Here is a 22,625-nt window from a genome sequence, read left to right as displayed (position 1 = left end):
TTGACAAGCCGCATTTGGCCCCTCACCCCCACTGCCGCGCGAAACGCCACGAGGCATACCGTATCTAGTAGATAAACATTCCTTGAACCCAGTATGCGGGTTGACCCAGAAGCCTCGCACGGGGCACATTACCGGCTAGTTTCGGACGAAGGGCGGCACTTTATGAACAATGATACGGTCTCCGCCAGTCGGCCTGCTCTGAACGAAGACGTTCTTGGCAAGGTCGTGCGCTATGCCCGCTTACCATTGTGCATCACCGACCCGACGCTGCCGGACAATCCGATTGTCTATGTCAACGAGGCTTTCACCGACCTTACCGGCTACCGCATGGAAGAGATCGTCGGTCAGAATTGCCGGTTTCTGCAAGGCCCGGACACGACACCCGAAAGCGTGGAGACGGTGCGCCAGATTCTCTTGGACCGCCGGGTTGATACGGTGGAGATCGTGAACTACCGCAAAGACGGCAGCCGCTTTCTGAATGCGCTGCAGCTTGGCCCGATCAATGATGAAGACGGCAAGCTGATCTATTTCTTCGGCTCTCAGCTTGATGTCTCTGAGCGTCGCCGGGTGGAGCGCGAACACCGCCAACTGGCAGACGATGAACTGCTGCACCGGCTGCGTAATATCGTTAATGTTATGACTGCCATGGTCCGCATTACCGCCCGAGAGGAGCCCACGCCCGGGGCCTTTGCTGATAAGGTAATTGACCGGCTGTCAGCCTTGGGTGCTGCGCATTTCGACACGATTGGCCGCAGTGACCAGCAAGAGGTGGATTTCGAGACGTTAATGGGACCGATCATGCGGGCCTATACCTCAGCAACCGAAGAGCAGATCACCCTCTCTGGAGACAACCCGCTGATATCACATCGGCTTGTCTCACCCCTGACGCTGGCCCTGCATGAATTGGCGACGAATGCGGTGAAACATGGATCGCTCAGCACGGAGAGCGGGCAGGTATCACTGGACATCGCAGTCCATCAAGCACCCGCCCGCCTGCGTTTCGTCTGGCAGGAAATCGGGGGGCCGAAGGTGACCAAGTCTGATCGCGACAGCGGGTCGCGGATCATCCAATCGCTGACCCGCGCGGTCGGTGGCACTTTGCACTATGACTGGCAGCCCGACGGATTGATCGCCACGGCGGAATTCCCGATGACCGCCACGGCGGACGGCTGACTGTCAGACGATCACCTGCTGCGCGGTCTGTTCCCCTACACCGAAGACCCGCTTGTAGCGCGCGATCTCATCCGTCGGACCCATCGCCTTGTTCGGGTTGTCCGAGAGTTTGACCGTAGGCCGCCCGTTGGCGCTGACCGCTTTGCAGACAAGGCTGAACGGCGCCAGCGCATCGTTCGGCACCAATCCGCGGAAGTCATTGGTCAGCAAGGTGCCCCAGCCGAAGGAGACCTTGGCCTTGCCCGCGAACTGCGCGTGCAACTCCTTAATCTTGTCGACATCCAGCCCATCGCTAAAGATCACCCGCTTGGTCGTCGGGTCTTCGCCGCGGGCCCGCCACCAGTCGATGGCCGTCTGCGCCGCCGTGGCCGGATCACCGCTGTCGACGCGGATGCCGGTCCAGCCCGCTAGCCAGTCGGGCGCGTGATCAAGGAAACCCTTGGTGCCGTAAGTGTCGGGCAAGATGATCCGCAGATTGCCTTCGTGTTCATCGTGCCAATCCGACAGCACGTCGTAAGGTGCGCGGGCAAGCTCGGCGTCATCATCGGCCAAGGCAGCATAGACCATCGGCAACTCATGCGCGTTCGTACCAATCGCCTCTAGCTCACGCATCATGGCGATGCGGCAGTTAGAGGTGCCAGTGAAAGCATTGCCCAGCCCCTCATGCATCGCCTGCACGCACCAGTCTTGCCACAGGTATGAATGCCGCCGCCGGGTGCCAAAGTCAGCGATCGAGAGGTTATCCACCTCACGCAGCGCTTCGATCTTTTCCCAAACTCGGGTCATGGCGCGGGCGTAAAGCACCTGAAGCTCGAACTTGCCCATCGGATCAAGTGCTGCACGGCTGCGCAGCTCCATCAGTACCGCCAGTGCGGGGATCTCCCACAGCATGACCTCGTGCCACTTGCCCTCAAAGGTCAGCTCATATTGATCGTCCTTCCGCTCCAGATGGTAGGGCGGCAGGCGCATGCCTTCGAACCACTCCATGAAATCGGGACGGAACATCTGGCGCTTGCCGTAGAAGGTATTGCCGCGCAGCCAAGTGCTTTCGCCCCGGCTGAGGCTGAGCGAGCGAATATGATCGAGTTGCTCGCGCAGCTCCCCCTCGTCGATCAGCTTGGCCAGCGGGATGTGGGTGGAGCGGTTGATCAGGCTAAAGGTAACCTGCGTGTCCGGCTTGTTGCGAAACACCGATTGGCACATCAGCAGCTTATAGAAATCCGTGTCGATCAGCGACCGCACGATGGGGTCGATCTTCCACTTGTGGTTATAGACGCGGGTGGCGATGTCGACCATGGGAGGTTCCTTATTGCATGCCCCTTCATGCCAAGGGGGCGGGCAGATGGGCAAGTGGAAAGCGGCGGCTCAGGCCAGCGTGACCCCGGCGGCGCGCATCCCTTCGCGGGATTGGCCAAGCGATCCGTCCAAATCAATCGCGCGGCACAGGTCTTCGCGCACATCGACCTTGAACCCAAGTTTCGCCGCATCCACTGCCGAGAAGTTCACGCAGAAATCCAGTGCCAGCCCGACCATCGTCAGCCGTTCAATCCCGCGGGTGCGCAGGTAACCTTCAAGCCCCGTGGGGGTGCTGTGATCATTCTCAAAAAACGCCGAATAGCTGTCGATGTCGGGGTTAAAGCCCTTGCGGATGATCAGATCGGCCCGGTCTGTTTGCAGATCAGGATGGAACTGCGCGCCGATGCTGCCTTGAATGCAGTGATCGGGCCAAAGCGCCTGCGGGCCATAGGGCATGGTGACAACTTCATAAGGCGCATTGCCGTCATGCGAAGACGCGAATGACGAATGCCCCGCCGGGTGCCAGTCTTGCGTCAGAACAACTGCGTCAAACTCGGGCATCAGCGCGTTGATGCCACGCAGAATCTCATCGCCTTGCGGCACTTCCAGCGCGCCACCGGGGCAAAAATCATTTTGGACATCGATCACGATCAGGGCATGGGTCATGGGCATTCTCCTTAACGAAAGGGGTAGGGCTGCAGGTGGGTTAGGTCAATGGCACGCCCCGGATTGAGCTTTGCGCCCGAAGCGCTTATTTGACGCTTATGTATACCATTGCCGCCCTATATCACTTCACCCGCTTTGAGGATCCCGCCGCGCTCAAGCCTGCGCTGCTCGCGCTTTGCGAGGCGCAATCGGTCATGGGCACGCTGCTTTTGGCCCCCGAAGGGGTGAACGGCACGATCGCCGGACCCCGCGCCGGGATCGACGCGGTGATCGCCCATCTCCGCGCCCTGCCCGGCTGCGCGGATCTGGAGTGGAAAGAGGCGACGAGCGACAAGCCGCCTTTTGGCAAGATGAAGGTCCGCATCAAGCGCGAGATCGTCACTATGGGCCAGCCCGATGTCGATCCGCGCGCCAAGGTGGGGCACTATGTCGACCCCAAAGAGTGGAACGAATTGATCCGCTCGCCCGATGTGGCGGTGATCGACACGCGCAACAATTACGAAGTGGCTATCGGCACCTTTGAAGGCGCGGTCGACCCGCAGACCGAAAGCTTCGGCGAATTCCCCGCGTGGTGGGAGGCGAACAAAGACCGCTTCCACAATAAGAAGATCGCGATGTTCTGTACCGGCGGCATCCGTTGTGAAAAATCAACCAATTACCTCATTGGTCAGGGCGTTGAGGATGTCTTTCACCTTAAGGGCGGCATCCTGAAATACCTCGAAGAGGTGCCCGAACAGGAAAGCACGTGGGAAGGCGATTGCTTTGTCTTCGACAACCGCGTCAGCGTCGGCCACGGGCTGCGCGAAGGGCCGCATATGCTCTGTCACGGGTGCCGCCGTCCGATCCTGCCTGAGGATACGAAACACCCCGCCTATGAGGCTGGCGTTTCCTGTCATCAGTGTGCGGAAGAGACTTCGGAGGCTGACAAGGAACGATTCCGCGAACGTCAGCGCCAGATCATGTTGGCGAAAGAACGTGCCGCGCGGGAGCAGGGCTAAAAGCCATCAACGATCCGACAGCGCGAACCCCGCATAGGCAAAAGGCATGACCGCCCGGCGAAAGCGGCCCAACTCGAACCGTGCTAGCCGGGCGCGCATGGGAGCGGGATAGGGCCGCTCTGGCGTTTTGCCGCGTACCAGATCAGCCAAAAGCGCGCCGGAATAACTGCCCATCGCCACGCCATTGCCATGGTAACACAGCCCCGCGAACATGCCCGGTTGATCCGGCACCTCGCCCACAAAGGGCATCCGGTTGCGCGCGATACAGACCATGCCGGACCAGCCGTGCGGGGTTTCTACATCGCGCCACGCGGGGAACATCGCCTCGAAATCCGCCCGTGCGCGGCGTAGGGCGCGCGCCTCGGACGCTGGGTTAGACAGCAGCCCACCGCGCACACCGAACAACATGCGATTGTCAGGCATCAGCCGGAAGTAATGCAGCAGGTGGCGGCTGTCATAGGAGGCCTGTCGGCTGGTCCAGCCTTGGGCAGACAACTCCGCCTCGGTCATTGGGCGGGTCACGATCACGCTGGACTGCGTCGGCATGTAACGCGCAGCAAGCCACGGCGGCAGGTCTTCGGAGGAATAGCCATTGGTGGCGATGATCACCCGCTCGGCGCGGATGCACCCCCTAGGCGTAGTGACATCGAATACACCATCGCGGCGGGTCACGTTGAGGGCTGGGCTGTCGTGATAGATCGTGGCACCCGCCTCTTCGGCGGCCTGCGCTAGGGCGGTTACGTACTTTCGGGGGTTGAGACCAAAGCCAATTGGCACGGTGATCGCGCCTTCGAAGCCGGCGCTCAGCCCCTCAGCGGCCAAGTCGGCCTTTTCAGTCAGCCGCGCACTGACGCCGTAGTTCTCTGCGTAATAGTCCAGCTTGCCGCGCATCTCATCAAAATCGCGCGGGCGGTGGGCCAGTTGGGTTTCGCCTTGGGAATGCCGGTCTACGTCGACACCGCGGGTGGTGATGAAATTCTCTACCTGCCCTATCGCGGCCTTCTCGGCCTGCCGCCATGCAAGCCGCTCCTCCCGCCCGAATTTGCGATCAAGCGTGGGGTCATCCAACATCCCGCCGCCAAGACAACAAAAGCCCCCGTTGCGGCCAGATGCGCCAAAACCCACACGCTCGGCCTCCAGCACCGTGGCCCCTACCCCGGCCTGCGCCAGATGCAGCGCCGCGTTGAGGCCGGTGAACCCGCCGCCGATGATCACCACATCGGCCTGCGCGTCCCCTTGCTGCGCCGGACGATCCGGCGCGGCGCAGGTTTCATCCCACCAGCAGCCCGCGCGGGGTGCTTCGGAATAGGCGAAGGCCGGGTAGATGCGCCTCATGTGGCAGGCCGTTCCGCCGCACGCGTCTCCTCCTGTGCGCGTAGGCTTGAGCGCTTGCTGACCAGCGAGGCGGTGATGACCCCCACGGTGACGATGGCGATCATGATCGTCGAGAGCGCGTTGATCTCAGGCGAAACCCCCAAACGCACCGCGCTGAAGATCTTGATCGGCAGCGTCGTCGCCGAGGGCCCGGCGGTGAAGGAGGCGATCACCAGATCATCAAGGCTGAGCGTGAAGGCCAAAAGCCAGCCCGAGATCACCGCAGGTGCGATGATCGGCAGGGTGACCAGACGAAACGCCTCCCAAGGAGACGAGCCAAGATCAAGCGCGGCCTCCTCCAACGAGCGGTCAAAGGACACCAGCCGCGAAGACACGACGACCGAGACATAGCACATCGAAAAGGTCGTATGCGCCAGCACGATAGTCAGCACCCCCCGGTCCAGCCCGATGCCGATAAACAAGAGCAGCAGCGACAGGCCGGTGATGACTTCAGGCATCACCAGTGGCGCATAGATCATGCCGGAAAACAGCGTCCGCCCCATGAACCGCCCGCCGCGCACCAGCACATAGGCGGCCATCGTACCCAGCACCGTGGCGATCGACGACGAAATCACCGCGACCTTGATCGTGACCCAAGCGGCGTTCAAGAAGGCTTCGTTTTGCAGCAATTCGCCATACCAGCGGGTCGAAAAGCCGGCCCAGACCGTCACCAGTTTAGAGGCGTTAAAGCTGTAGATCACCAGAATGATCATCGGCAGGTAAAGAAAGGCAAACCCCAGCGTGAGCGAGGTCACGTTGAACCATGTCATCCGCTTCATTGTTCGGCCTCCGCCTGTTTCTGCTGGTTGCGCTGGAAGAGGATGATCGGGATGATCAGGATCAGCAGCAAGATCACGGCAACCGCACTCGCCACCGGCCAGTCGCGGTTGTTAAAGAACTCTTCCCAAAGCACCTTGCCGATCATCAGCGTGCCCGACCCGCCCAGCAGCGAGGGGATCACGAATTCGCCCAAGGCGGGGATGAAGACCAGAAAACTGCCCGCCACGATGCCATTGCGCGACAACGGGATCGTCACCAGCCAGAAGGCTTGCAGCCGCGAACAGCCCAGATCCTCAGCCGCCTCGTTTAGCGATTCATCCAGACGGTCCAGCGCAGCGTAAATCGGCAAGATCATGAAGGGCAGGTAGGTATAGACGATGCCGATATAGACTGCCGTATTGGTATTAAGGATCTGTAAAGGCTCTGCCGTTACACCCACCCACATCAGCAATTGATTCAGCAGCCCTTCGTTGCTGAGAATGCCCATCCACGCATAGACGCGGATCAGGAAGGAGGTCCAGAAGGGTAAGATCACCAACATCATCAATGTGGCGCGCCACTCTTCGGGGGCGCGGGCCATGCCGTAGGCGATGGGATAGCCGACTAACAGCGTAAAGATGGTTGAGACCACAGCGATGCGCAGCGAACTAAGGTATGCTTTCCAATACAGATCGTCGGAGGCGAGGAATGTGAAATTCTCGAAATCCAATTGGGCGATCAGCGCGCCGATGCCATCCTTGATGGTCGGCGTGTAGGGCGGAATCGCCAGCGCCGTGTCGGACAGCGAGATCTTAAAAACGATCAGGAAAGGCACCAGAAACAGCGCCAGCAGCCAGAAATAGGGGACCGCGATCAGGGCGAAGCGACGCATATTCATTGCGCCAACAAGACGCCTGCGGTGGCGCTCCATGAAATCCAAACCGGGTCTTCCCAGGTGATGTCACGCCGCGCGATGCGCCGGGTGTTGGCCGTCTGCGCTTTGATCACCTGCCCCCCGGGCAGTTCGACGTGATAGGTAGAGAGGTTCCCCAAATACGCGATGTCGAGCACTTTGCCCTGTAGCGCGTTGGGCGCATCCTCGGGCCGGTCGGTCGAGATACGAATTTTCTCGGGCCGGATCGCCAGATGGGCCTGCTGCCCCTCGCTGAACGGCACGGCAGAGGTCGCGGTCAGCGGCGGCTGCCCGTCGATCCAGTTCAGATGATATTGGTTTTGGCCAATGGCCTTGGTGCTGGCTTCGATGATGTTCACGTCGCCGATGAAGTCGGCCACATAGACGGAATTGGGTGCCTCATAGATCTCGGCCGGGGTGGCCACCTGAATGACGCGCCCCTCGTCCATCACCGCCACGCGGGAGGCGACGGTCATCGCCTCTTCTTGGTCGTGGGTCACGATGACAAAGGTGGTGCCGGTGGATTCTTGAATGTCCATCAGTTCAAACTGGGTGTCTTGGCGCAGCTTTTTATCGAGCGCGCCCAAGGGTTCATCCAAAAGCAAAAGCTTCGGCGCTTTTGCCAGCGACCGCGCCAGTGCTACGCGCTGCCGTTGGCCGCCGGAGATCTGATGCGGTTTGCGGCGGGCGAATTTCTCTAGCCGGGTGAGTTTCAGCATCTCGGCCACACGGACCGCAATCGCGTCCTTGTCCATTTTGTCGCGGCGCAGACCAAAGGCAATGTTGTCCCAGACGCTAAGATGCGGGAACAACGCGTAGGACTGGAACATCATGTTCACCGCCCGCTTGTTCGGCGGCACCGGGCCGATGTCTTGCCCGGCCAGTTCGATCCGCCCCGATGTCGGGTTTTCAAACCCCGCGAGCATCCGCATCATCGTTGTCTTACCGCAGCCCGACGGGCCCAGCAGGGCAAAGAATTCCTGTGCGTAAATGTCCAAAGACAGGTCGTCGATGGCGACGAATTCACCGAATTTCTTGGTTACATTCTTAAAGCGAATGAGCGGTTTTTCGTCGGGGTCGTTCCAGGGGGCGAAGACGGTTGGGCTCACGGTTGAGACATCCTTTGATCGGGCTTTGCTCGGGCTTTGATCGGGTCGCGGGGCAAGAAAAAGGGGCGCGACCAGACTGGCCGCACCCCCTGTCTCGGATCAGGTACCAGACTTGATCTTGGTCCAGAGCCGGGTCACCACGCGCTGTACTTTCGGCGGGTAGGGTGTGGTGGTGAACAGGTTGTTCAGCGCCGCTTCGGAAGGGTAGATCGCCGGGTCGCCGATCACATCCTCGACCAAATGCTCTTGCGAGGCCTTGTTGCCGTTCGCGTAGTACACGTAGTTCGACGCTGCCGCCATATTCTCGGCGTCCATGATGAAGTTCAGGAACTTATGCGCGCCTTCGGGGTTCGGTGCGTCGACCGGGATGGCCATCTGGTCGAACCACATCTGCGCCCCTTCGGAGGGGGCGTTATAGGCGATCTCGACGCCGTTGTCGGCTTCGGCCGCGCGGTCGCGGGCCTGCAGAATATCGCCGGACCAACCGACTGCGACGCAGACATCACCGTTGGCCAAAGCATTGATATATTCCGAGGAGTGGAATTTTTGGATGTAGGGGCGGACCGGCATGAAGACCTCCTCCGCCTTCGCGATCACATCCGGGTCATGGCTGTTGGGGTCTTCGCCGATGTAGTTCAGCGCCGCCGGGATCATCTCGGCCGGGGCATCGAGGAAATGCACGCCACAATCGGCCAGTTTTTCCATATTGGCAGGGTCGAAAACCAGATCCCACGAATCGACCGGGGCGTCTTCGCCCAAAGCTTCTTTGACCTTGCCGAGGTTCACGCCGATCCCTGTGGTGCCCCACATGTAGTTGATCGAATGCGCGTTGTCGGGATCATATTGTTCGGTCCGCGAGGAAACCACATCCCACATGTTTTCAAGGTTGGGCAGCTTGGAGGCATCCAGCGGCTGGAATGCCCCGGCAGTGATCTGGCGCTGCAAGAAGGTGCCCGAGGGGACGACCACGTCATAGCCCGACCCACCGGCGAGCATTTTGGTCTCCAGCACTTCGTTGCTGTCGAACACGTCATAGACCAGTTCGATGCCGGTCTCTTCTTCGAATTTATCCAGCAGGGATTCGTCGATATAGTCGGACCAGTTGTAGACGCGGACCGTTTCGGCAGTGGCGGCACCTGCCATCAAGGTGGCGACGGCGACGCTGCTTAGTAGCACATGTTTCATTTCATACTCCCGTTAGACAGGTCGGGTTGATCCCCACCTTTCGTCAATTTGATCAAGTTTTGCCTCCTCGGGCAAGATGGTTTATGCTTTCATGCAGAATGAAATGCTGCAACACACGGCGAAACAAGACGGAAAGACCGCTCCCATGGGTTCAGAAAAGACCGATCCGAGATTGCTTCCCGCCGCCGATGCGGCGGTCAAGACACCAATCCATCAGCATGTTTACGAACGTCTGCGCAAGATGATTCTCTTTGGCGATTTGGCCCCCGGACAGGGGGTTACGATCCAAGGTCTGACCGCCGCGCTTGATGCAGGCATGACGCCCGTGCGCGAGGCCATCCGACGCCTGATCTCCGAAGGGGCGTTGACCCATTTAGGCAACCGCCGTGTCACCGTGCCAGAGCTGACCCACGCCGGGCTGGAAGAGTTGGGATTCATGCGTGAAACGCTAGAGCCGGAACTGACCAAACGCGCCGCAAACCGCATGACAGACGCGCGTTTGAACGCTTTGCATGATTGCGACAACGCGCTGAACCTTGCCATTGATCGGGGCGATGTCGGTGGCTATCTGATGCAGAACTACAGCTTTCACAGGATGATCTACGACCTTGCCGAAGCGCCCATCATGGCCGCCACGGTGGACCGGCTGTGGCTGCGTTTCGGCCCCTCGCTTCGCGTGGTTTGCGGGCGCTATGGCACCAGCAATCTGCCCGATAAACACGCAGAGCTTCTTGCAGCCTTTGCCGAGGGCGACGCCGCATTGGCGGGTGAAGTCATGGCGGGCGATGTTGCACAAGGAATGACCCAAATCCGCGCCGCCCTTGATGGGTTGCCCATTCCGCGTTGATTCGATTGACATGCTATAATTTGATCATATTCTGCAGCGAAGCTTATTTTTCACGCAGATAGAAGGTGCACAGACATGCCGCCCATTACGAATCACCTCCCCACCGCGGACCTTCAGGCGCTTGATGCGGCGCATCATATGCATCCTTTCACCACCAACGATGAATTGGGCGACAAGGGCGCACGCATCATCACGCGGGCCAAGGGCATCTATCTGACCGACAGCGAGGGGAATGAAATCCTCGATGCGATGGCGGGGCTGTGGTGTGTGAACCTTGGCTATGGCCGCGAAGAGATGGGCAAGGTGGCCGCGCGGCAGATGAACGAACTGCCCTATTACAACACCTTCTTCCAAACGACCCATGTGCCCGCCATCGCGCTGGCCAAGGAACTGGTCGACCTCGCCCCCGGTGATCTGAACCACGTCTTTTTTGCCGGGTCCGGATCAGAGGCGAACGACACCAACCTGCGCATGGTCCGCACCTATTGGGCGCAAAAGGGCAAGCCAGAGAAGAGCCATATCATCAGCCGCAAGAATGCCTATCACGGCTCTTCGGTCGGGTCGGCCAGTCTGGGCGGCATGACCTATATGCATGAGCAAGGCGGCCTGCCGATCCCCGGCATCCATCATATCGGCCAGCCCGATTGGTATGCCGAGGGCGGGGATATGTCGCCCGAGGACTTCGGCCTGAAACGGGCGCAGGAGCTGGACGCGAAGATCGTCGAACTGGGTGCCGACAAGGTCGCCGCCTTCATTGCCGAACCCGTGCAGGGCGCAGGCGGGGTTGTCATTCCGCCCAGCACATACTGGCCCGAGATTCAGCGCATTTGCGACAAACACGACATTCTGTTGATCGCCGACGAGGTGATCTGTGGCTTTGGCCGGACAGGCAACTGGTTCGGCTCGCAAACCATGGGGATCAAGCCGCATATCATGACCATCGCCAAGGGCCTCAGCTCGGGCTACGCGCCGATTGGCGGGTCGATTGTCTGTGACGAAGTGGCCGAGGTCATCAACGCTTGCGAATTCAACCACGGCTACACCTATTCCGGTCACCCGGTCTGCGCCGCCGTGGCGCTGGAAAACCTGCGCATCATGCAAGAAGAGAACATCGTCGACCATGTGCGAGACGTCGCCGCCCCCGCGCTGAAGGAGGCGCTGGAGAAGCTGGGAGAGCATCCGCTGGTTGGCGGGGTCAACGTTTCCGGCCTGATGGCATCTCTGCCGCTGACGCCGGATAAGGAAAGCCGTGTGCAATTCGCGGATGGGGGCGTCGCTGGCTACACCTGCCGGGAGCATTGCTTTGCCAATAATCTGGTAATGCGCCATGTCGGCGACCGGATGATCATCTCTCCGCCGCTGGTCATCACGCCCGAAGAGATCAAGATCTTCGCCGCACGGGCGACCAAGGCGCTAGATGCGACCTATGCCGACCTGAAAGACAAGGACATGCTGAAAGCTGCGTCCTGAACGACCGGGCTGCCCCCGTTTGGGGGCGGCCCTTTATTCGTCGCGCAGTCGGGCCAGTAGCCGGGGCGAAGCGTAGCCATCCGGCGCGATCCCTTCGGACTGCTGATAGCTGCGCACGGCATTGACGGTCAGCGGGCCGATCTTGGCGTCGATCTTTTGCGTGTCAAAACCCGCCTTTGTCAGCAGGGTTTGCATTTCGATCCTCTCATCAAAGCTCAGCGCGCGGTCCTCGCGGGGCCACTCTTGCTTTATCTCCCCCGCGCCACCGATACGGTCGGCCAGATGACCCACCCCGATGACATAGGCATCCGCCGTATTATAGCGCTCGATCACCGCGAAATTCGGGAAGATCATAAAGGCTGCGCCCTGCGCGCCTGCGGGCAGCAGGATTGACGCGGGCCCGTGATCCGCCACCGCGTCACCACTCAGCGCGGTCACGCCAAGGTCGGCCCATTCAGCCGGCGTCTTGGTCACCTCCCGGTCGGCCAGCAGATAATCAAACCCCTCGGGCAGGGCCACTTCGACACCCCAAGGCTGACCTGTCGTCCAGCCGAAATGCTTGAGATATGCCGCGGTAGAGGCCAGCGCATCGCTGGGGTTGTCGCCCCAAATGTCCCGCCGCCCGTCACCGTCCCAATCGACGGCATGGGCGTGGAAGGACGACGGCATGAACTGCGTATGCCCCATCGCGCCCGCCCAAGAGCCGCGCAACTGCTCGGCATCGGTATCACCCGCCTGCAAAATGCGCAGTGCGTCCAACAATTCGCCTTCGAAAAATTCTGCCCGCCGCGCGTCATAGGCAAGGGTGGCCAGCGAATTCAGCACGCTGTCGCCGCCCCGGAAGCTGCCATAGGCGCTCTCTAGCCCCCAGATCGCGGTGACGATCTCTTTCTCCACGCCATATTTGATTTCGATATCTTCCAGCGTGCGCTCCCACTGGGCCAATGCCTTCTGCCCGTTCTGCACCCGCAGATCCGAGGTCGCGGTGTCGAGGTAATCCCAGATCGTTTTGGTAAACTCTGATTGGTTGCGGTCGCGGCGGATCACCTCGGTATCATAGAGCACCGTATCCAGCGCGCGGTCAAAAACATCCGGGTCGATGCCCTGCTGCAGGGCGCGGGGCCGGAATTCCGTCACCCAAGCGCGCAGCCCGGCCTCATCGCCAGTCACCTCTGCAGGGGTGGTTTGCTCTGCCGGGGTGGCGGAAACAACCACGGCCTGCGACGTGCGCGGCGCGGGCCGCGTGGATTCAGAAGGGCCCGACCCAAAGGCCGGAGCCCCCATGCCTGCGGTCGCAAGAATGCCTGAAATCATCGCGTAGTGCCGGATCATAATCGCCTCACCTCATAGAGTTGCGATAAATCCTATGCCCGCCCCGCCCCGGTGGAAAGGGAGGGGCGCGGCCATCCGCGAAGCTCCGCCTGTTTGCCGCCTCAGCGGCGGGTGCGGGTTACTTTGCGCTTGATCTTGTCCTTCTTGCGCTTGGCTTTCACGGCCTTGCCGCGCGGGTTGCGCCCCGCCGGGCTGCGCCGACCAGCGCCCCCGCCTTGTTTTACCTTCTGATCTTCGATCTCAAGCAGTTCCAGCGCGATGCCCCCGGTGACGGGCACCGCCTCGGCCAGCCGTACGGTCACCCGTTGGCCGATGCCGATGATCATGCCGGTATCGGACCCCATCAGCGTCTGCGCCTCTGGATCATGGTGGAAATACTCGCGCCCCAAAGAGCGCATCGGCACCAACCCATCCGCGCCGGTTTCGTCCAGCTTCACGAACGCGCCGAACCGCGCGATGCCGCTGATGCGCCCGGTGAACTCATTGCCGACACGTTCTGACAGAAAGGCAGCGAGGTAGCGGTCGGTCGTATCGCGCTCGGCCACCATCGAGCGCCGCTCGGTGTCCGAGATATGCACGCCGGTCTGTTCCAGTCCTTCGATCTCTTCCGGGGTCAAACCGTCCTTGCCCCAGCCATGCGCCGTGATCAGGGCGCGGTGGACAATGAGGTCGGCATAGCGCCGGATCGGAGAGGTGAAATGCGCGTAGGACCGCAGGGCGAGGCCAAAGTGCCCGATATGCGCAGGGCCGTAATAGGCCTGCGTCATCGACCGCAGAGTGCTGAGGTTGATCAGTTCCGCATCATTCGTCCCCGCCGCCTGATCCAACAGCCGGTTAAGATGCGCGGTCTGCAAAACCTGCCCCTTAGCCAGCGTGAAGCCAGCCGCCTGCGCCGTCTCGCGCAGGGATTCCAGTTTCTCCGGTGAGGGCTCCTCGTGGATGCGGAACAGCAGCGGCGTTTTCTTTTTCAGCAAGGTCTCGGCAGCGGCGACATTGGCCAGCACCATGAACTCTTCGATCAGCTTATGCGCGTCGAGCCGTTCGCGGAAGTTGACCGATTTCACCTTGCCGTCGTCGCCCAATTCGATGCGGCGTTCGGGGAGGTCCAATTCCAGCGGTTGCCGCTCGGCCCGCGCGGTTTTCAGCGCGGCGTAGGCGGCATAAAGCGGTTTCAGCACCGGCTCCAACAGAGGTCCGGTGCGGTCATTCGGATTGCCGTCAATGGCGTCCTGCACCTCTTCGTAATGCAATGACGCGGGCGAGCGCATCAACCCGCGATGGAACGTATGGCCGATCTTGTTGCCCTTGGCGTCCAACACCATACGCACAGCGATACAGGCCCGCGGCATACCCTCGTGCAATGAGCACAGATCCCCCGAAAGGCGGTCCGGCAGCATCGGCACAACGCGGTCGGGGAAATAGGTGGAGTTGCCCCGTTTGCGCGCCTCAATATCCAGCGCCGAACCGGGTGTGACATAGGCGGCCACATCGGCGATGGCGACCCAGACGACATGACCACCCTCGTTCTTGGGGTCTTCATCCGCATGGGCGTAGCAGGCGTCATCATGGTCACGCGCATCCGACGGGTCGATGGTGACCAATGGCAGATCACGCAGGTCTTCGCGGCCCTTGAGGCCCTGTGGCTTCGCTGCATCGGCTTGTGCGATCACCGCATCGGGGAAGTCATCGGGAATGCCGTGCTGATGGATCGCGATAAGTGACACTGCACGCGGCTCTGATGGGTCGCCCAACCGCTCGACAATTCGCGCACGGGGAGAGCCCATGCGCCCCTTTGGTCCGGCCTGCTCGGCCTCGACCAATTCGCCATCCTTGGCTCCGTGGGTATGGTCCGCCCCGACGCGCCATTCACGGTCTGCGCCCTTGTCGATCGGCACGATCCGCCCGCCTTCGGCAGCCTTGCGGAAGATGCCCAGCACCTTTTTCGGGTTGCTACCAATGCGGCGGATCAGCCGCGCTTCATAGTGGTGGTCTTCGCCCTTCACCAGCGTCAGCCGCGCCAGAATGCGGTCGCCTTCGCCAAGGGCGGGGTCGCTGTCGCGCGGGATCAGCAGCACGCTGGGCTCTTTCCCCTCACCATGCCACTCCATCGGCTTGGCAAACAGATCGCCATCCTTGTCCGGCCCCGTGACCAACAGCACCGAGACCGGCGGCAAGCGATCCGGGTCTTGATAGCTGCGCTTGCGCTTTTCCAGATGGCCTTCGGCCTCCAGCTCTTTCAGCACGCGCTTCAGATCGATCCGCGCGGCACCTTTAATGCCAAAGGCTTTGGCGATGTCGCGCTTGGCGGTCAGCGTGGGGTTCTGTTCGATCCAGTCGAGGATCTCGGATTTGCTGGGTATCTTGCTCATACCTAAGCAGGTAGCACGCAGCCCCCCTGTCGTCATGGCAAATCGTGAATTTCGTCCACGTCGCGCAGGGTGGAGACTGTGGCGATGCGGTAGCCCGGCAGGGTCGCGCGACTGTCAGCCAGCGCGTGCGGGCCGGACCAGCGCACAGCGTCGAACAGGCTGGGCGGTGCGCGGCGGGGGTGTTTCAACCCCACCAGCCAATAGCCCCCATCGGGCGCGGGGCCAAAGACCGCGTCATGTCGTCCGAACGCGTCGAATGCCAGCGCAAGTTCCTTGCGGTTGATGCCCGGAATATCCGCGCCGATCACACAGGCCGGGCCGGGTGCTGCGCGCAGCATCCGTGCCATGCGGTCGCCCAGATTGCCCCTGCCCTGCGGCCAGCGGGGTAAATGCGCGGGCCAAACCCGGCTTTGCAGCCCTTCGACATCCGGCGCGACAGCCAGCACCACTTGCCAACGCGGATCTTCGATGCGGCGCAGCAGGCGGCGCGTCTGGTGGCGAAACCACCATGCCGCGCCCACCATGCCGAGGTCACGGCCCAGCCGGGTTTTCACCCGACCGGGATGCGGTTCTTTTACCATAACGATGAGCGTTGGTTTCACGTGAAATAATTCCGCAGCACGCGGGTGTAGATGGATTTGAGCTGTTCGATATGCTCAACCCGCACATGTTCATCGACTTGGTGCATGGACTGGCCGACCAGACCGAACTCCACCACCGGGCAATGCGCCTTGACGAAACGCGCATCCGAGGTGCCGCCCGTGGTGGAAAGCTCTGGCTTTACGCCCGTCTCCGCCTCCACCGCGCCCGCAACCAGATCGGACAGAGCGCCCGGCGGGGTGATAAAGCTCTCGCCGGAAATCTTGATCTCCACATCCACCTGCAGGCCAAATTCCCTTGCGATTTTATCCGCTTCGCCGCGCAGCCAATCGCTGAGGCTTGCGCCTGAATGGTGGTCATTGAACCGGATATTCACCGCGCCACGACACTGCGCCGGGATCACGTTGGTGGCTTCGTTGCCAGTGTCGACCGTTACAACCGCCAGCGTGGAAGGATCAAAATGATCGCTGCCCTGATCCAGCTCATGGCTCGCCAAACGGTCCATCAGCCGCATCATCGCAGGCAGCGGGTTGTTGGCGCGGTGCGGATAGGCCGCGTGGCCCTGTTTGCCCGTCACCTTGAAATGCGCATTCATCGACCCGCGCCGCCCGATCTTGATCATGTCGCCCATGGTCTCGGGGCAAGTCGGCTCCCCCACAAGGCAGACATCCATCCGTTCGCCGTTTTCGGCCATAAAATCCAGCAACGCCGTGGTCCCGTCGAGGGCATCGCCCTCTTCGTCCCCGGTGATCGCCAGCACGATGGCACCGTCGGGCGGTGTGTCCTTCACGAAATCAACCGCCGCCGCGACAAAGGCCGCCACGCCGGATTTCATATCCGTGGTGCCGCGGCCATACATGATGCCGTCTTTGATCTCGGCCCCGAAGGGGGGCATCGACCAATCGGTCTCATCCCCGATGGGGACCACATCGGTATGGCCGTTAAAGCCGAAAGACTTGGTGTTGCCCTTGTTGCCCCAGCGGGCAAAAAGGTTGCAAATGCCGCCCCGGTCCACGCGCGTGCAGTCGAACCCAGCCGCGCCCAGCACCTCTTCCAGCACTTCCAACGCACCATCGTTGACGGGGGTGACAGAGGCGCAGCGCACCAGTTTTGCGGTGAGATCAACAGGGTCGAGACCGGACATATCGGCTCCTTTTCAGGGGTTATCGCTTGTCCGGTAACTTGTGTGGGCAAATCGCGCCGATGCCAAGGGGGCGCACTGCAATTCCCCGTGTGGGGCCGTGGTCAGTCGAAAAACGGGGTCATTTGGGCGACGATGACCGAGTTTTCCTCTAGTGCGCGCTGCATCAACTCACGCTCTTCGCCGTCGATCTCTTGGCCCTCGGCCTCGCGCTCTTCCAGCGTGCCATAGCCGGTCACGTCCAGCGGGTTGGTGTCGGCCTGTTTGAGGATTGCCACAGTCTCTCGCACGGCTTCGGCCTCGTCGATACCAGAGGCGAAACACATCAGCGCGGCCCCGGTGGCCTTGTCGGGCAGGCCATCGCCATCCTTGCGACCGATCTGAACCAAAAGGGTAAAGACCTGCTGGCGCGAAGGTTTCTTGGTTTTCTTGGGTTCAGACATGATAAGGGCCGCCGATTGCTTTCGGCAGCCCTAACCTTTTCGCTCAGATTTGGAAAGGGGCCGAGCCCCTGCCCTTAGATCTTGGCAATCAGGTCTTGCCGCGGACCAACCGTGTGACCCAGATCAGCAGGCAGGCACCGATGATGCCGACCACCAACTGACCGAACCAACCGCCCAGCGTGCTGCCAACGATCAACATCAAGAGCCAGTTCGCGACCAAGGCACCTACGATGCCGAGGATGATGTTCATGATCAGACCCATGTCCGATTTCATGATTTTTTCTGCGATCCAGCCTGCAAGGCCACCCACGATGATTGCGGCAAACCAACCGATACCCGTCATGTCGTTAATCTCCTTTGAATTCAGGTCTCAACGCTATGACAGGGCATTTGGTTCCCTCAGTCGCGCAGCAACTCGTTAATCGAGGTCTTGGAGCGGGTCTTGGCGTCCACCCGTTTCACGATCACGGCGCAATAAAGGTTCACGTTGTTCTTCGATGGCATGGTGCCTGCGACGACAACCGACCCTGCAGGCACTTCACCATACATGATCTCACCGGTTTCGCGGTCGACGATCTTGGTCGACTGGCCGATGAAGACACCCATGCCCAGCACCGAACCTTCGCGCACGATGCAGCCTTCGACGACCTCCGACCGCGCCCCGATAAAGCAGTTGTCTTCGATGATGGTCGGGCCTGCCTGCATCGGCTCCAACACGCCGCCAATGCCAACGCCGCCCGACAGGTGCACGTTCTTACCGATTTGGGCGCAGGAGCCGACGGTGGCCCATGTGTCAACCATGGTGCCGCTGTCGACATAGGCGCCGATGTTCACGAAGGACGGCATCAGCACCACGCCCGGCGCGATAAAGGCCGAGCGGCGCACAACGCAGTTCGGCACGGCGCGAAAGCCTGCCTCTTTCCACTCGGCATCGCCCCAGCCTTTGAACTTGCTGTCGACCTTGTCCCACCAGCCAGCACCCTGCGGGCCGCCCTCTTGATGTTCCATGTCCTTGATGCGGAAGCCCAGCAGCACGGCCTTTTTGGCCCACTGATTGACATGCCACTGACCGTCGTCCTGCTTTTCCGCCACGCGCAGTTGGCCGCTGTCGAGCGCATTCAGCGTCTCTTCGATAGCGTCGCGCACCTCGCCGGTGGTGGCGGATGTGATCTGATCGCGGGTATCCCAAGCGGCTTCGATGGCGGTTTCAAGTTGGGCGTTGGACATGGGGCAAGTCTCCGAATGTGAAAAGGCCTTTTGAGGGCTATAGCCTTGCACCGCCAAGGGTGCAATTGCCGGGCGATGAGGGGCGTGGTCATTCTGTGATCAACAAGGCATGTTGACCTGAACGGCCATCGCGCCACCTGAGCCAAGCCCTAGACCAAGGAAAGACCCGAGGATGACCGAGGAACACCGCCACCCCCTGCGCCGCGCCAATGTTGACCGCGCCAAGGCCCAAGACGCCCCCGACACGCCGCAAACCCGCGCGCCCGCCTACCGTCTGGCCTTTACCGACGACGACTTCATGTGCCGTGATGAGCTGCGCCCGGTGCGCCTACAACTGGAGCTGCTCAAGCCGGAGTTGCTGCTGGATGCCCACGGCATCCAATCAACCATCGTGCTTTTTGGCGGCGCGCGCATTCCCGCGCCAGCCGAGAAACACACCGCCCGCACCAAGACGCTGGCCGATCTGTCGCGTTTTTATGATGAAACGCGCACCTTTGCCCGCCTGATGACCGAAAAATCGATGGAGACCGGCGGCGTGGAGAACGTCATCGTCACTGGCGGGGGCCCCGGCGTGATGGAGGCTGGAAACCGCGGCGCGCTAGATGCAGGCGGCCATTCCATCGGCCTGAACATCGTTCTGCCGTTTGAGCAGGCGCCCAACGAATATGTCACGCCGGAGCTTTGCTTTAACTTCCACTATTTCGCGATCCGCAAGATGCATTTCCTGATGCGTGCCCGCGCGATCTGCGTCTTCCCCGGTGGTTTCGGCACCATGGACGAGCTCTTTGAGGCGCTGACGCTGATCCAGACCGGCCGCATGAACCGCGTGCCCTTTTTGCTGTTTGGCCGCGAGTTCTGGGAAAAGATCATCAACTGGGACGCGCTGGCTGATGCCGGAACGATCTCTGCCGAAGACCTTGACCTGTTCCGCTTTGTCGAAAGCGCGGATGAGGCGATGGAGGTGATCGAGAATTGGGAAACTGCTCCCGCCCGCGAACATGTGCCGGGCCGGGAAGAGGTCGAAGATCACGGCTGATCGGGCTTTGCCCGGCCCCGTCACCGGGTAAAGGTCTGGCCTAAGGCCACTTCGGCCCCTTGGACAATATCGCGCAGGATATCGGCCGCGGGTTTGACTGCGCCGATCAACCCTGCGACCTCTCCGACAAAGGCATTGGCAGTGCGGGCATCCCCTTCTGCCACTGCCGCCTGCCAGCGCGGCAACTCTTGCGCCAGCGCGGCGCGCAGCCCGGCAGGGTCATCATGCCAGCGGTCCGTAAACTCATTACGCAAGACACGGCCCGTATAGCGTCTAGGCCAGTCATAGCCGCGCATAATGTCGGTCACAGTGCTGCGCAGCGTGTCATCGCCGCTCGCTTTGATCGCTGCCTCAAGCATAGCAGGATGCACCAGCGCCTCTTCCGAGGCCCAGAAGCGCGAGCCGACGACCACCCCATCGGCCCCGAGCATCAGCGCCGCCGCCAGCCCGCGCCCATCGCCCACGCCACCTGCGCCACAAAGCAGCGTGTCAGGTGCGTGGCGGGCAATGTAATCGGCGACCTCTGGCACCAGCGTAAAGGTCGCGCGCTTCTCGCCGTGGCCACCGGCTTCGGCCCCTTGGGCGACGATGATCTCGGCCCCCAGATCGATCGCATGGGCGGCATCGCGCAGGGTTTGCACCTGACAGATCAACGGCACTTTTGCCGCTTGGATCGCGGGGACGAACTCTGCCGGGTCGCCGAAGGAAAGAAAGACCGCTGCCGGATCACGGGCGAGGATTTGCTCCAACGCCTGCGGATGCTCGCGCAGTTTCCAAGTGATGAAACCGCAGCCGACCGATTGGTTGCCCGCCACATCCATCTGCTCGGCGATCCAATCGCCTGCATCATAGGCACCGCCGATCATGCCCAAGCCCCCGGCGCCTGAGACAGCTGCCGCCAGCCGCCCGCCCGCCGCAAAGGCCATCGGTGCCTGAATGATGGGGTGGTCAATCCTCAGCCGCTCGGTCAATCGCGTGCTTACCATACCGTCACCGCCCCGCCAGAATGGCATCGGCAGCCTTCTCGGCGATCATCACCGTTGGCGATGCCGTGTTGCCCGAGACGATCTTGGGCATGATCGAGGCATCTACCACCCTAAGCCCCTGCAGCCCATGCACCCGCAGATCGCTATCGACCACCGCCATCGGATCACTGCCCATCTTGCAAGTGCCAACGGGGTGAAAGATCGTCGTGGCAATGTCGCGCGCCTTGTCGAGCAGGTCTTCGTCGCTCTGCACAGCAGGGCCGGGCAGAATTTCCTCGGGCGCGTAGGGATGCAGTGCCTTGGCCGTCATGATGTGTCGCGCCTGTTTCATGGCCGCGACCGCGATGCGCTTGTCGCTCTCGGCGGAAAGATAGTTCAGACGGATGTCGGGCTGCACCGCGCTGTCGCGGCTGGTCAGATGGCAAGAGCCGATACTCTCGGGCCGCAGGTTACACACCGAAACGGTGATCGCGGGGAAGGGATGCAGTGGATCGCCCAGTTTGTCGGTCGACAGGGGCTGAACGTGATATTCCAGATCGGGCGTCTCAAGCACCGGATCGGACTTGGTGAACATGCCGAACTGGCTGGGCGCCATCGCCAAAGGACCGCTGCGCCGCATGAGATATTCCAGCCCCATCCGCCCCTTGCCCCAAAGCGAATGGGTCATCGTGTTGAGCGTCTTGGTGTTCTGCACCTTATAGACGGTGCGGATCTGCAAATGGTCCTGAAGGTTCTCACCCACGCCGGGCAGTTCATGCAGCGTGGTGATCCCCATGCCGCTCAAAAGCTCGCTCTGTCCGATGCCCGAGAGTTCGAGGATCTTGGGCGAGTTGATTGCCCCCGCCGACAACAGCACTTCGCCCTCGGCCACGGCCCGCAGGGCGCGGCCTTCGTGGGTAAAGCGCACGCCGGTCACGCGCTTGCCCTCTAGGATCAGCCCGTTGGTATGGGCATGTGTCATCACCCGCAGGTTGGGCCGCTGCATCGCGGGGCGCAGGAAACCGCGCGCCGTGTTCCAGCGCACACCGCCATGTTGGTTCACCTCGAAGAAGCCCGACCCTTCGTTGTCGCCGTCATTGAAATCGGCACGCGGTTCGATCCCGAACTCCCGCGCGCCCTCCTGCACGGCCTCCAGAATGTCCCACCGCAGACGCTGTTTGCTGACTTTCCATTCACCACCGGCGCTGTGCATGTCATTGCCGCCCGCGTGATGATCCTCGGACTTGAGGAAATAGGGCAGCACGTCGTCCCAACTCCACCCGGTGTTGCCAAGTTGCCGCCAGTGGTCATAGTCCGCCGCCTGCCCCCGCATGTAGATCATGCCGTTGATAGAGCTACAGCCGCCCAGCACTTTGCCGCGCGGATAGGTCAGAGAACGCCCGTTCAACCCCGGCTCGGGCGCGGTTTTCATCATCCAATCGGTGCGCGGATTGCCGATGCAATAGAGATACCCCACCGGCACCTTCACCCAGTGGTAGTTGTCATCCCCCCCGGCCTCAAGCAGCAGGACGTTATTGGCTGGATCAGCGCTGAGACGGTTGGCCAAAACACAGCCCGCGGTGCCCGCGCCGACGATGATATAGTCATAGCGACCCTCTAGCTGCGTCTCGTCATTCATGGTGATCTCTCCCGATATTCTGGCCCGCCTCCCCGGCGCGTCATTGGTAGAGCGCCCGGCGACAGGTCACAATCCCTGCCGTA

At 61.3% G+C, this 22,625-nt stretch carries 21 protein-coding genes; 5 read left to right on the top strand and 16 right to left on the bottom strand.

Annotated features, from left to right (window positions below; translation table 11 throughout):
- Positions 1-162: 162 nt before the first annotated feature.
- Positions 163-1,173 carry a PAS domain-containing protein gene (locus O4H31_RS02720; protein ID WP_269342527.1) on the top strand — a complete coding sequence of 337 codons (1,011 nt, stop codon included), beginning with the start codon at positions 163-165 and terminating at the stop codon, positions 1,171-1,173.
- Between the two features lie 3 nt (positions 1,174-1,176).
- Here O4H31_RS02720 and pncB read toward each other — a convergent pair whose 3' ends face one another.
- Complete coding sequence (gene pncB / locus O4H31_RS02715) at positions 1,177-2,469, bottom strand: nicotinate phosphoribosyltransferase (protein WP_269342525.1); 1,293 nt, start codon at positions 2,467-2,469, stop codon at positions 1,177-1,179.
- Between the two features lie 69 nt (positions 2,470-2,538).
- The gene (gene pncA / locus O4H31_RS02710) at positions 2,539-3,135 is read right to left on the bottom strand and encodes a bifunctional nicotinamidase/pyrazinamidase (protein WP_269342524.1); all 597 of its coding nucleotides are present in this window, start codon (positions 3,133-3,135) and stop codon (positions 2,539-2,541) included.
- Between the two features lie 98 nt (positions 3,136-3,233).
- Here pncA and O4H31_RS02705 point away from each other — a divergent pair, with 98 nt between their 5' ends.
- Positions 3,234-4,133 carry a rhodanese-related sulfurtransferase gene (locus O4H31_RS02705; protein ID WP_243263231.1) on the top strand — a complete coding sequence of 300 codons (900 nt, stop codon included), beginning with the start codon at positions 3,234-3,236 and terminating at the stop codon, positions 4,131-4,133.
- A 6-nt stretch (positions 4,134-4,139) separates the two neighbouring features.
- Here the strand turns inward: O4H31_RS02705 and O4H31_RS02700 are convergent, their stop codons facing one another.
- The 5 genes from O4H31_RS02700 to O4H31_RS02680 all read right to left on the bottom strand — a co-directional run bounded on the left by O4H31_RS02700 (position 4,140) and on the right by O4H31_RS02680 (position 9,473).
- Positions 4,140-5,468: an NAD(P)/FAD-dependent oxidoreductase gene (locus tag O4H31_RS02700; RefSeq protein ID WP_269342522.1), complete on the bottom strand. Its 1,329-nt coding sequence runs from the start codon at positions 5,466-5,468 to the stop codon at positions 4,140-4,142.
- On the bottom strand, positions 5,465-6,286 hold the full coding sequence (locus tag O4H31_RS02695; RefSeq protein WP_269342520.1) for an ABC transporter permease: 822 nt from the start codon (positions 6,284-6,286) through the stop codon (positions 5,465-5,467). Before O4H31_RS02695 ends, O4H31_RS02700 begins: the two co-directional genes overlap by 4 nt.
- Positions 6,283-7,158, bottom strand: a complete 876-nt coding sequence (locus O4H31_RS02690; protein WP_067622297.1) for an ABC transporter permease subunit — start codon at positions 7,156-7,158, stop codon at positions 6,283-6,285. The genes O4H31_RS02695 and O4H31_RS02690 overlap by 4 nt, the downstream gene beginning before the upstream one ends.
- A gap of 2 nt (positions 7,159-7,160) precedes the next feature.
- Positions 7,161-8,288, bottom strand: a complete 1,128-nt coding sequence (locus O4H31_RS02685) for an ABC transporter ATP-binding protein (RefSeq protein ID WP_269342516.1) — start codon at positions 8,286-8,288, stop codon at positions 7,161-7,163.
- Between the two features lie 99 nt (positions 8,289-8,387).
- Entirely contained in the window at positions 8,388-9,473 is a 1,086-nt protein-coding gene (locus O4H31_RS02680) for a polyamine ABC transporter substrate-binding protein (protein ID WP_067622306.1), read from the bottom strand.
- Positions 9,474-9,618: 145 nt separating this feature from the next.
- Here O4H31_RS02680 and O4H31_RS02675 point away from each other — a divergent pair, with 145 nt between their 5' ends.
- Together O4H31_RS02675 and O4H31_RS02670 are read left to right on the top strand one after the other, a co-directional pair.
- On the top strand, positions 9,619-10,320 hold the full coding sequence (locus tag O4H31_RS02675; RefSeq protein WP_269342513.1) for a GntR family transcriptional regulator: 702 nt from the start codon (positions 9,619-9,621) through the stop codon (positions 10,318-10,320).
- Between the two features lie 75 nt (positions 10,321-10,395).
- Positions 10,396-11,790, top strand: coding sequence for an aspartate aminotransferase family protein (locus O4H31_RS02670; protein ID WP_269342511.1), 1,395 nt, complete (start codon positions 10,396-10,398; stop codon positions 11,788-11,790).
- Positions 11,791-11,823: 33 nt separating this feature from the next.
- Here O4H31_RS02670 and O4H31_RS02665 read toward each other — a convergent pair whose 3' ends face one another.
- The 7 genes from O4H31_RS02665 to dapD all read right to left on the bottom strand — a co-directional run bounded on the left by O4H31_RS02665 (position 11,824) and on the right by dapD (position 18,902).
- Positions 11,824-13,122, bottom strand: a complete 1,299-nt coding sequence (locus O4H31_RS02665; RefSeq protein ID WP_269342509.1) for a lytic murein transglycosylase — start codon at positions 13,120-13,122, stop codon at positions 11,824-11,826.
- Between the two features lie 101 nt (positions 13,123-13,223).
- Positions 13,224-15,491 (bottom strand): ribonuclease R, encoded by a 2,268-nt coding sequence (gene rnr / locus O4H31_RS02660; protein WP_269342507.1) that lies wholly within the window; start codon positions 15,489-15,491, stop codon positions 13,224-13,226.
- Between the two features lie 32 nt (positions 15,492-15,523).
- Entirely contained in the window at positions 15,524-16,093 is a 570-nt protein-coding gene (locus O4H31_RS02655; protein ID WP_269342504.1) for a TIGR04282 family arsenosugar biosynthesis glycosyltransferase, read from the bottom strand.
- Positions 16,090-17,235, bottom strand: coding sequence for a succinyl-diaminopimelate desuccinylase (gene dapE / locus O4H31_RS02650; RefSeq protein WP_269342502.1), 1,146 nt, complete (start codon positions 17,233-17,235; stop codon positions 16,090-16,092). Before dapE ends, O4H31_RS02655 begins: the two co-directional genes overlap by 4 nt.
- 101 nt (positions 17,236-17,336) lie before the next feature.
- A complete protein-coding gene (locus O4H31_RS02645; RefSeq protein WP_067622327.1) occupies positions 17,337-17,675 on the bottom strand; it encodes a hypothetical protein in 339 nt (112 codons plus the stop codon).
- Between the two features lie 88 nt (positions 17,676-17,763).
- The gene (locus O4H31_RS02640) at positions 17,764-18,018 is read right to left on the bottom strand and encodes a GlsB/YeaQ/YmgE family stress response membrane protein (RefSeq protein ID WP_067622328.1); all 255 of its coding nucleotides are present in this window, start codon (positions 18,016-18,018) and stop codon (positions 17,764-17,766) included.
- Positions 18,019-18,074: 56 nt separating this feature from the next.
- Positions 18,075-18,902 carry a 2,3,4,5-tetrahydropyridine-2,6-dicarboxylate N-succinyltransferase gene (gene dapD, locus O4H31_RS02635; RefSeq protein WP_269342496.1) on the bottom strand — a complete coding sequence of 276 codons (828 nt, stop codon included), beginning with the start codon at positions 18,900-18,902 and terminating at the stop codon, positions 18,075-18,077.
- Positions 18,903-19,074: 172 nt separating this feature from the next.
- Here dapD and O4H31_RS02630 point away from each other — a divergent pair, with 172 nt between their 5' ends.
- Complete coding sequence (locus O4H31_RS02630; RefSeq protein ID WP_067622333.1) at positions 19,075-19,938, top strand: LOG family protein; 864 nt, start codon at positions 19,075-19,077, stop codon at positions 19,936-19,938.
- Positions 19,939-19,958: 20 nt separating this feature from the next.
- Here the strand turns inward: O4H31_RS02630 and O4H31_RS02625 are convergent, their stop codons facing one another.
- Both O4H31_RS02625 and O4H31_RS02620 read right to left on the bottom strand, forming a co-directional pair.
- Positions 19,959-20,951: an NAD(P)H-dependent flavin oxidoreductase gene (locus tag O4H31_RS02625; RefSeq protein WP_269342494.1), complete on the bottom strand. Its 993-nt coding sequence runs from the start codon at positions 20,949-20,951 to the stop codon at positions 19,959-19,961.
- Positions 20,929-22,542, bottom strand: a complete 1,614-nt coding sequence (locus tag O4H31_RS02620) for a GMC family oxidoreductase (protein WP_269342492.1) — start codon at positions 22,540-22,542, stop codon at positions 20,929-20,931. The genes O4H31_RS02625 and O4H31_RS02620 overlap by 23 nt, the downstream gene beginning before the upstream one ends.
- Positions 22,543-22,625 lie beyond the last annotated feature (83 nt).

The organism is Sulfitobacter dubius (assembly GCF_027214245.1).
Taxonomy (GTDB): Bacteria; Pseudomonadota; Alphaproteobacteria; order Rhodobacterales; family Rhodobacteraceae; genus Sulfitobacter; species Sulfitobacter dubius_A.
Note: the sequence above shows the minus strand (reverse complement) of the source record. Positions and strands in the feature narration are given on the sequence as shown.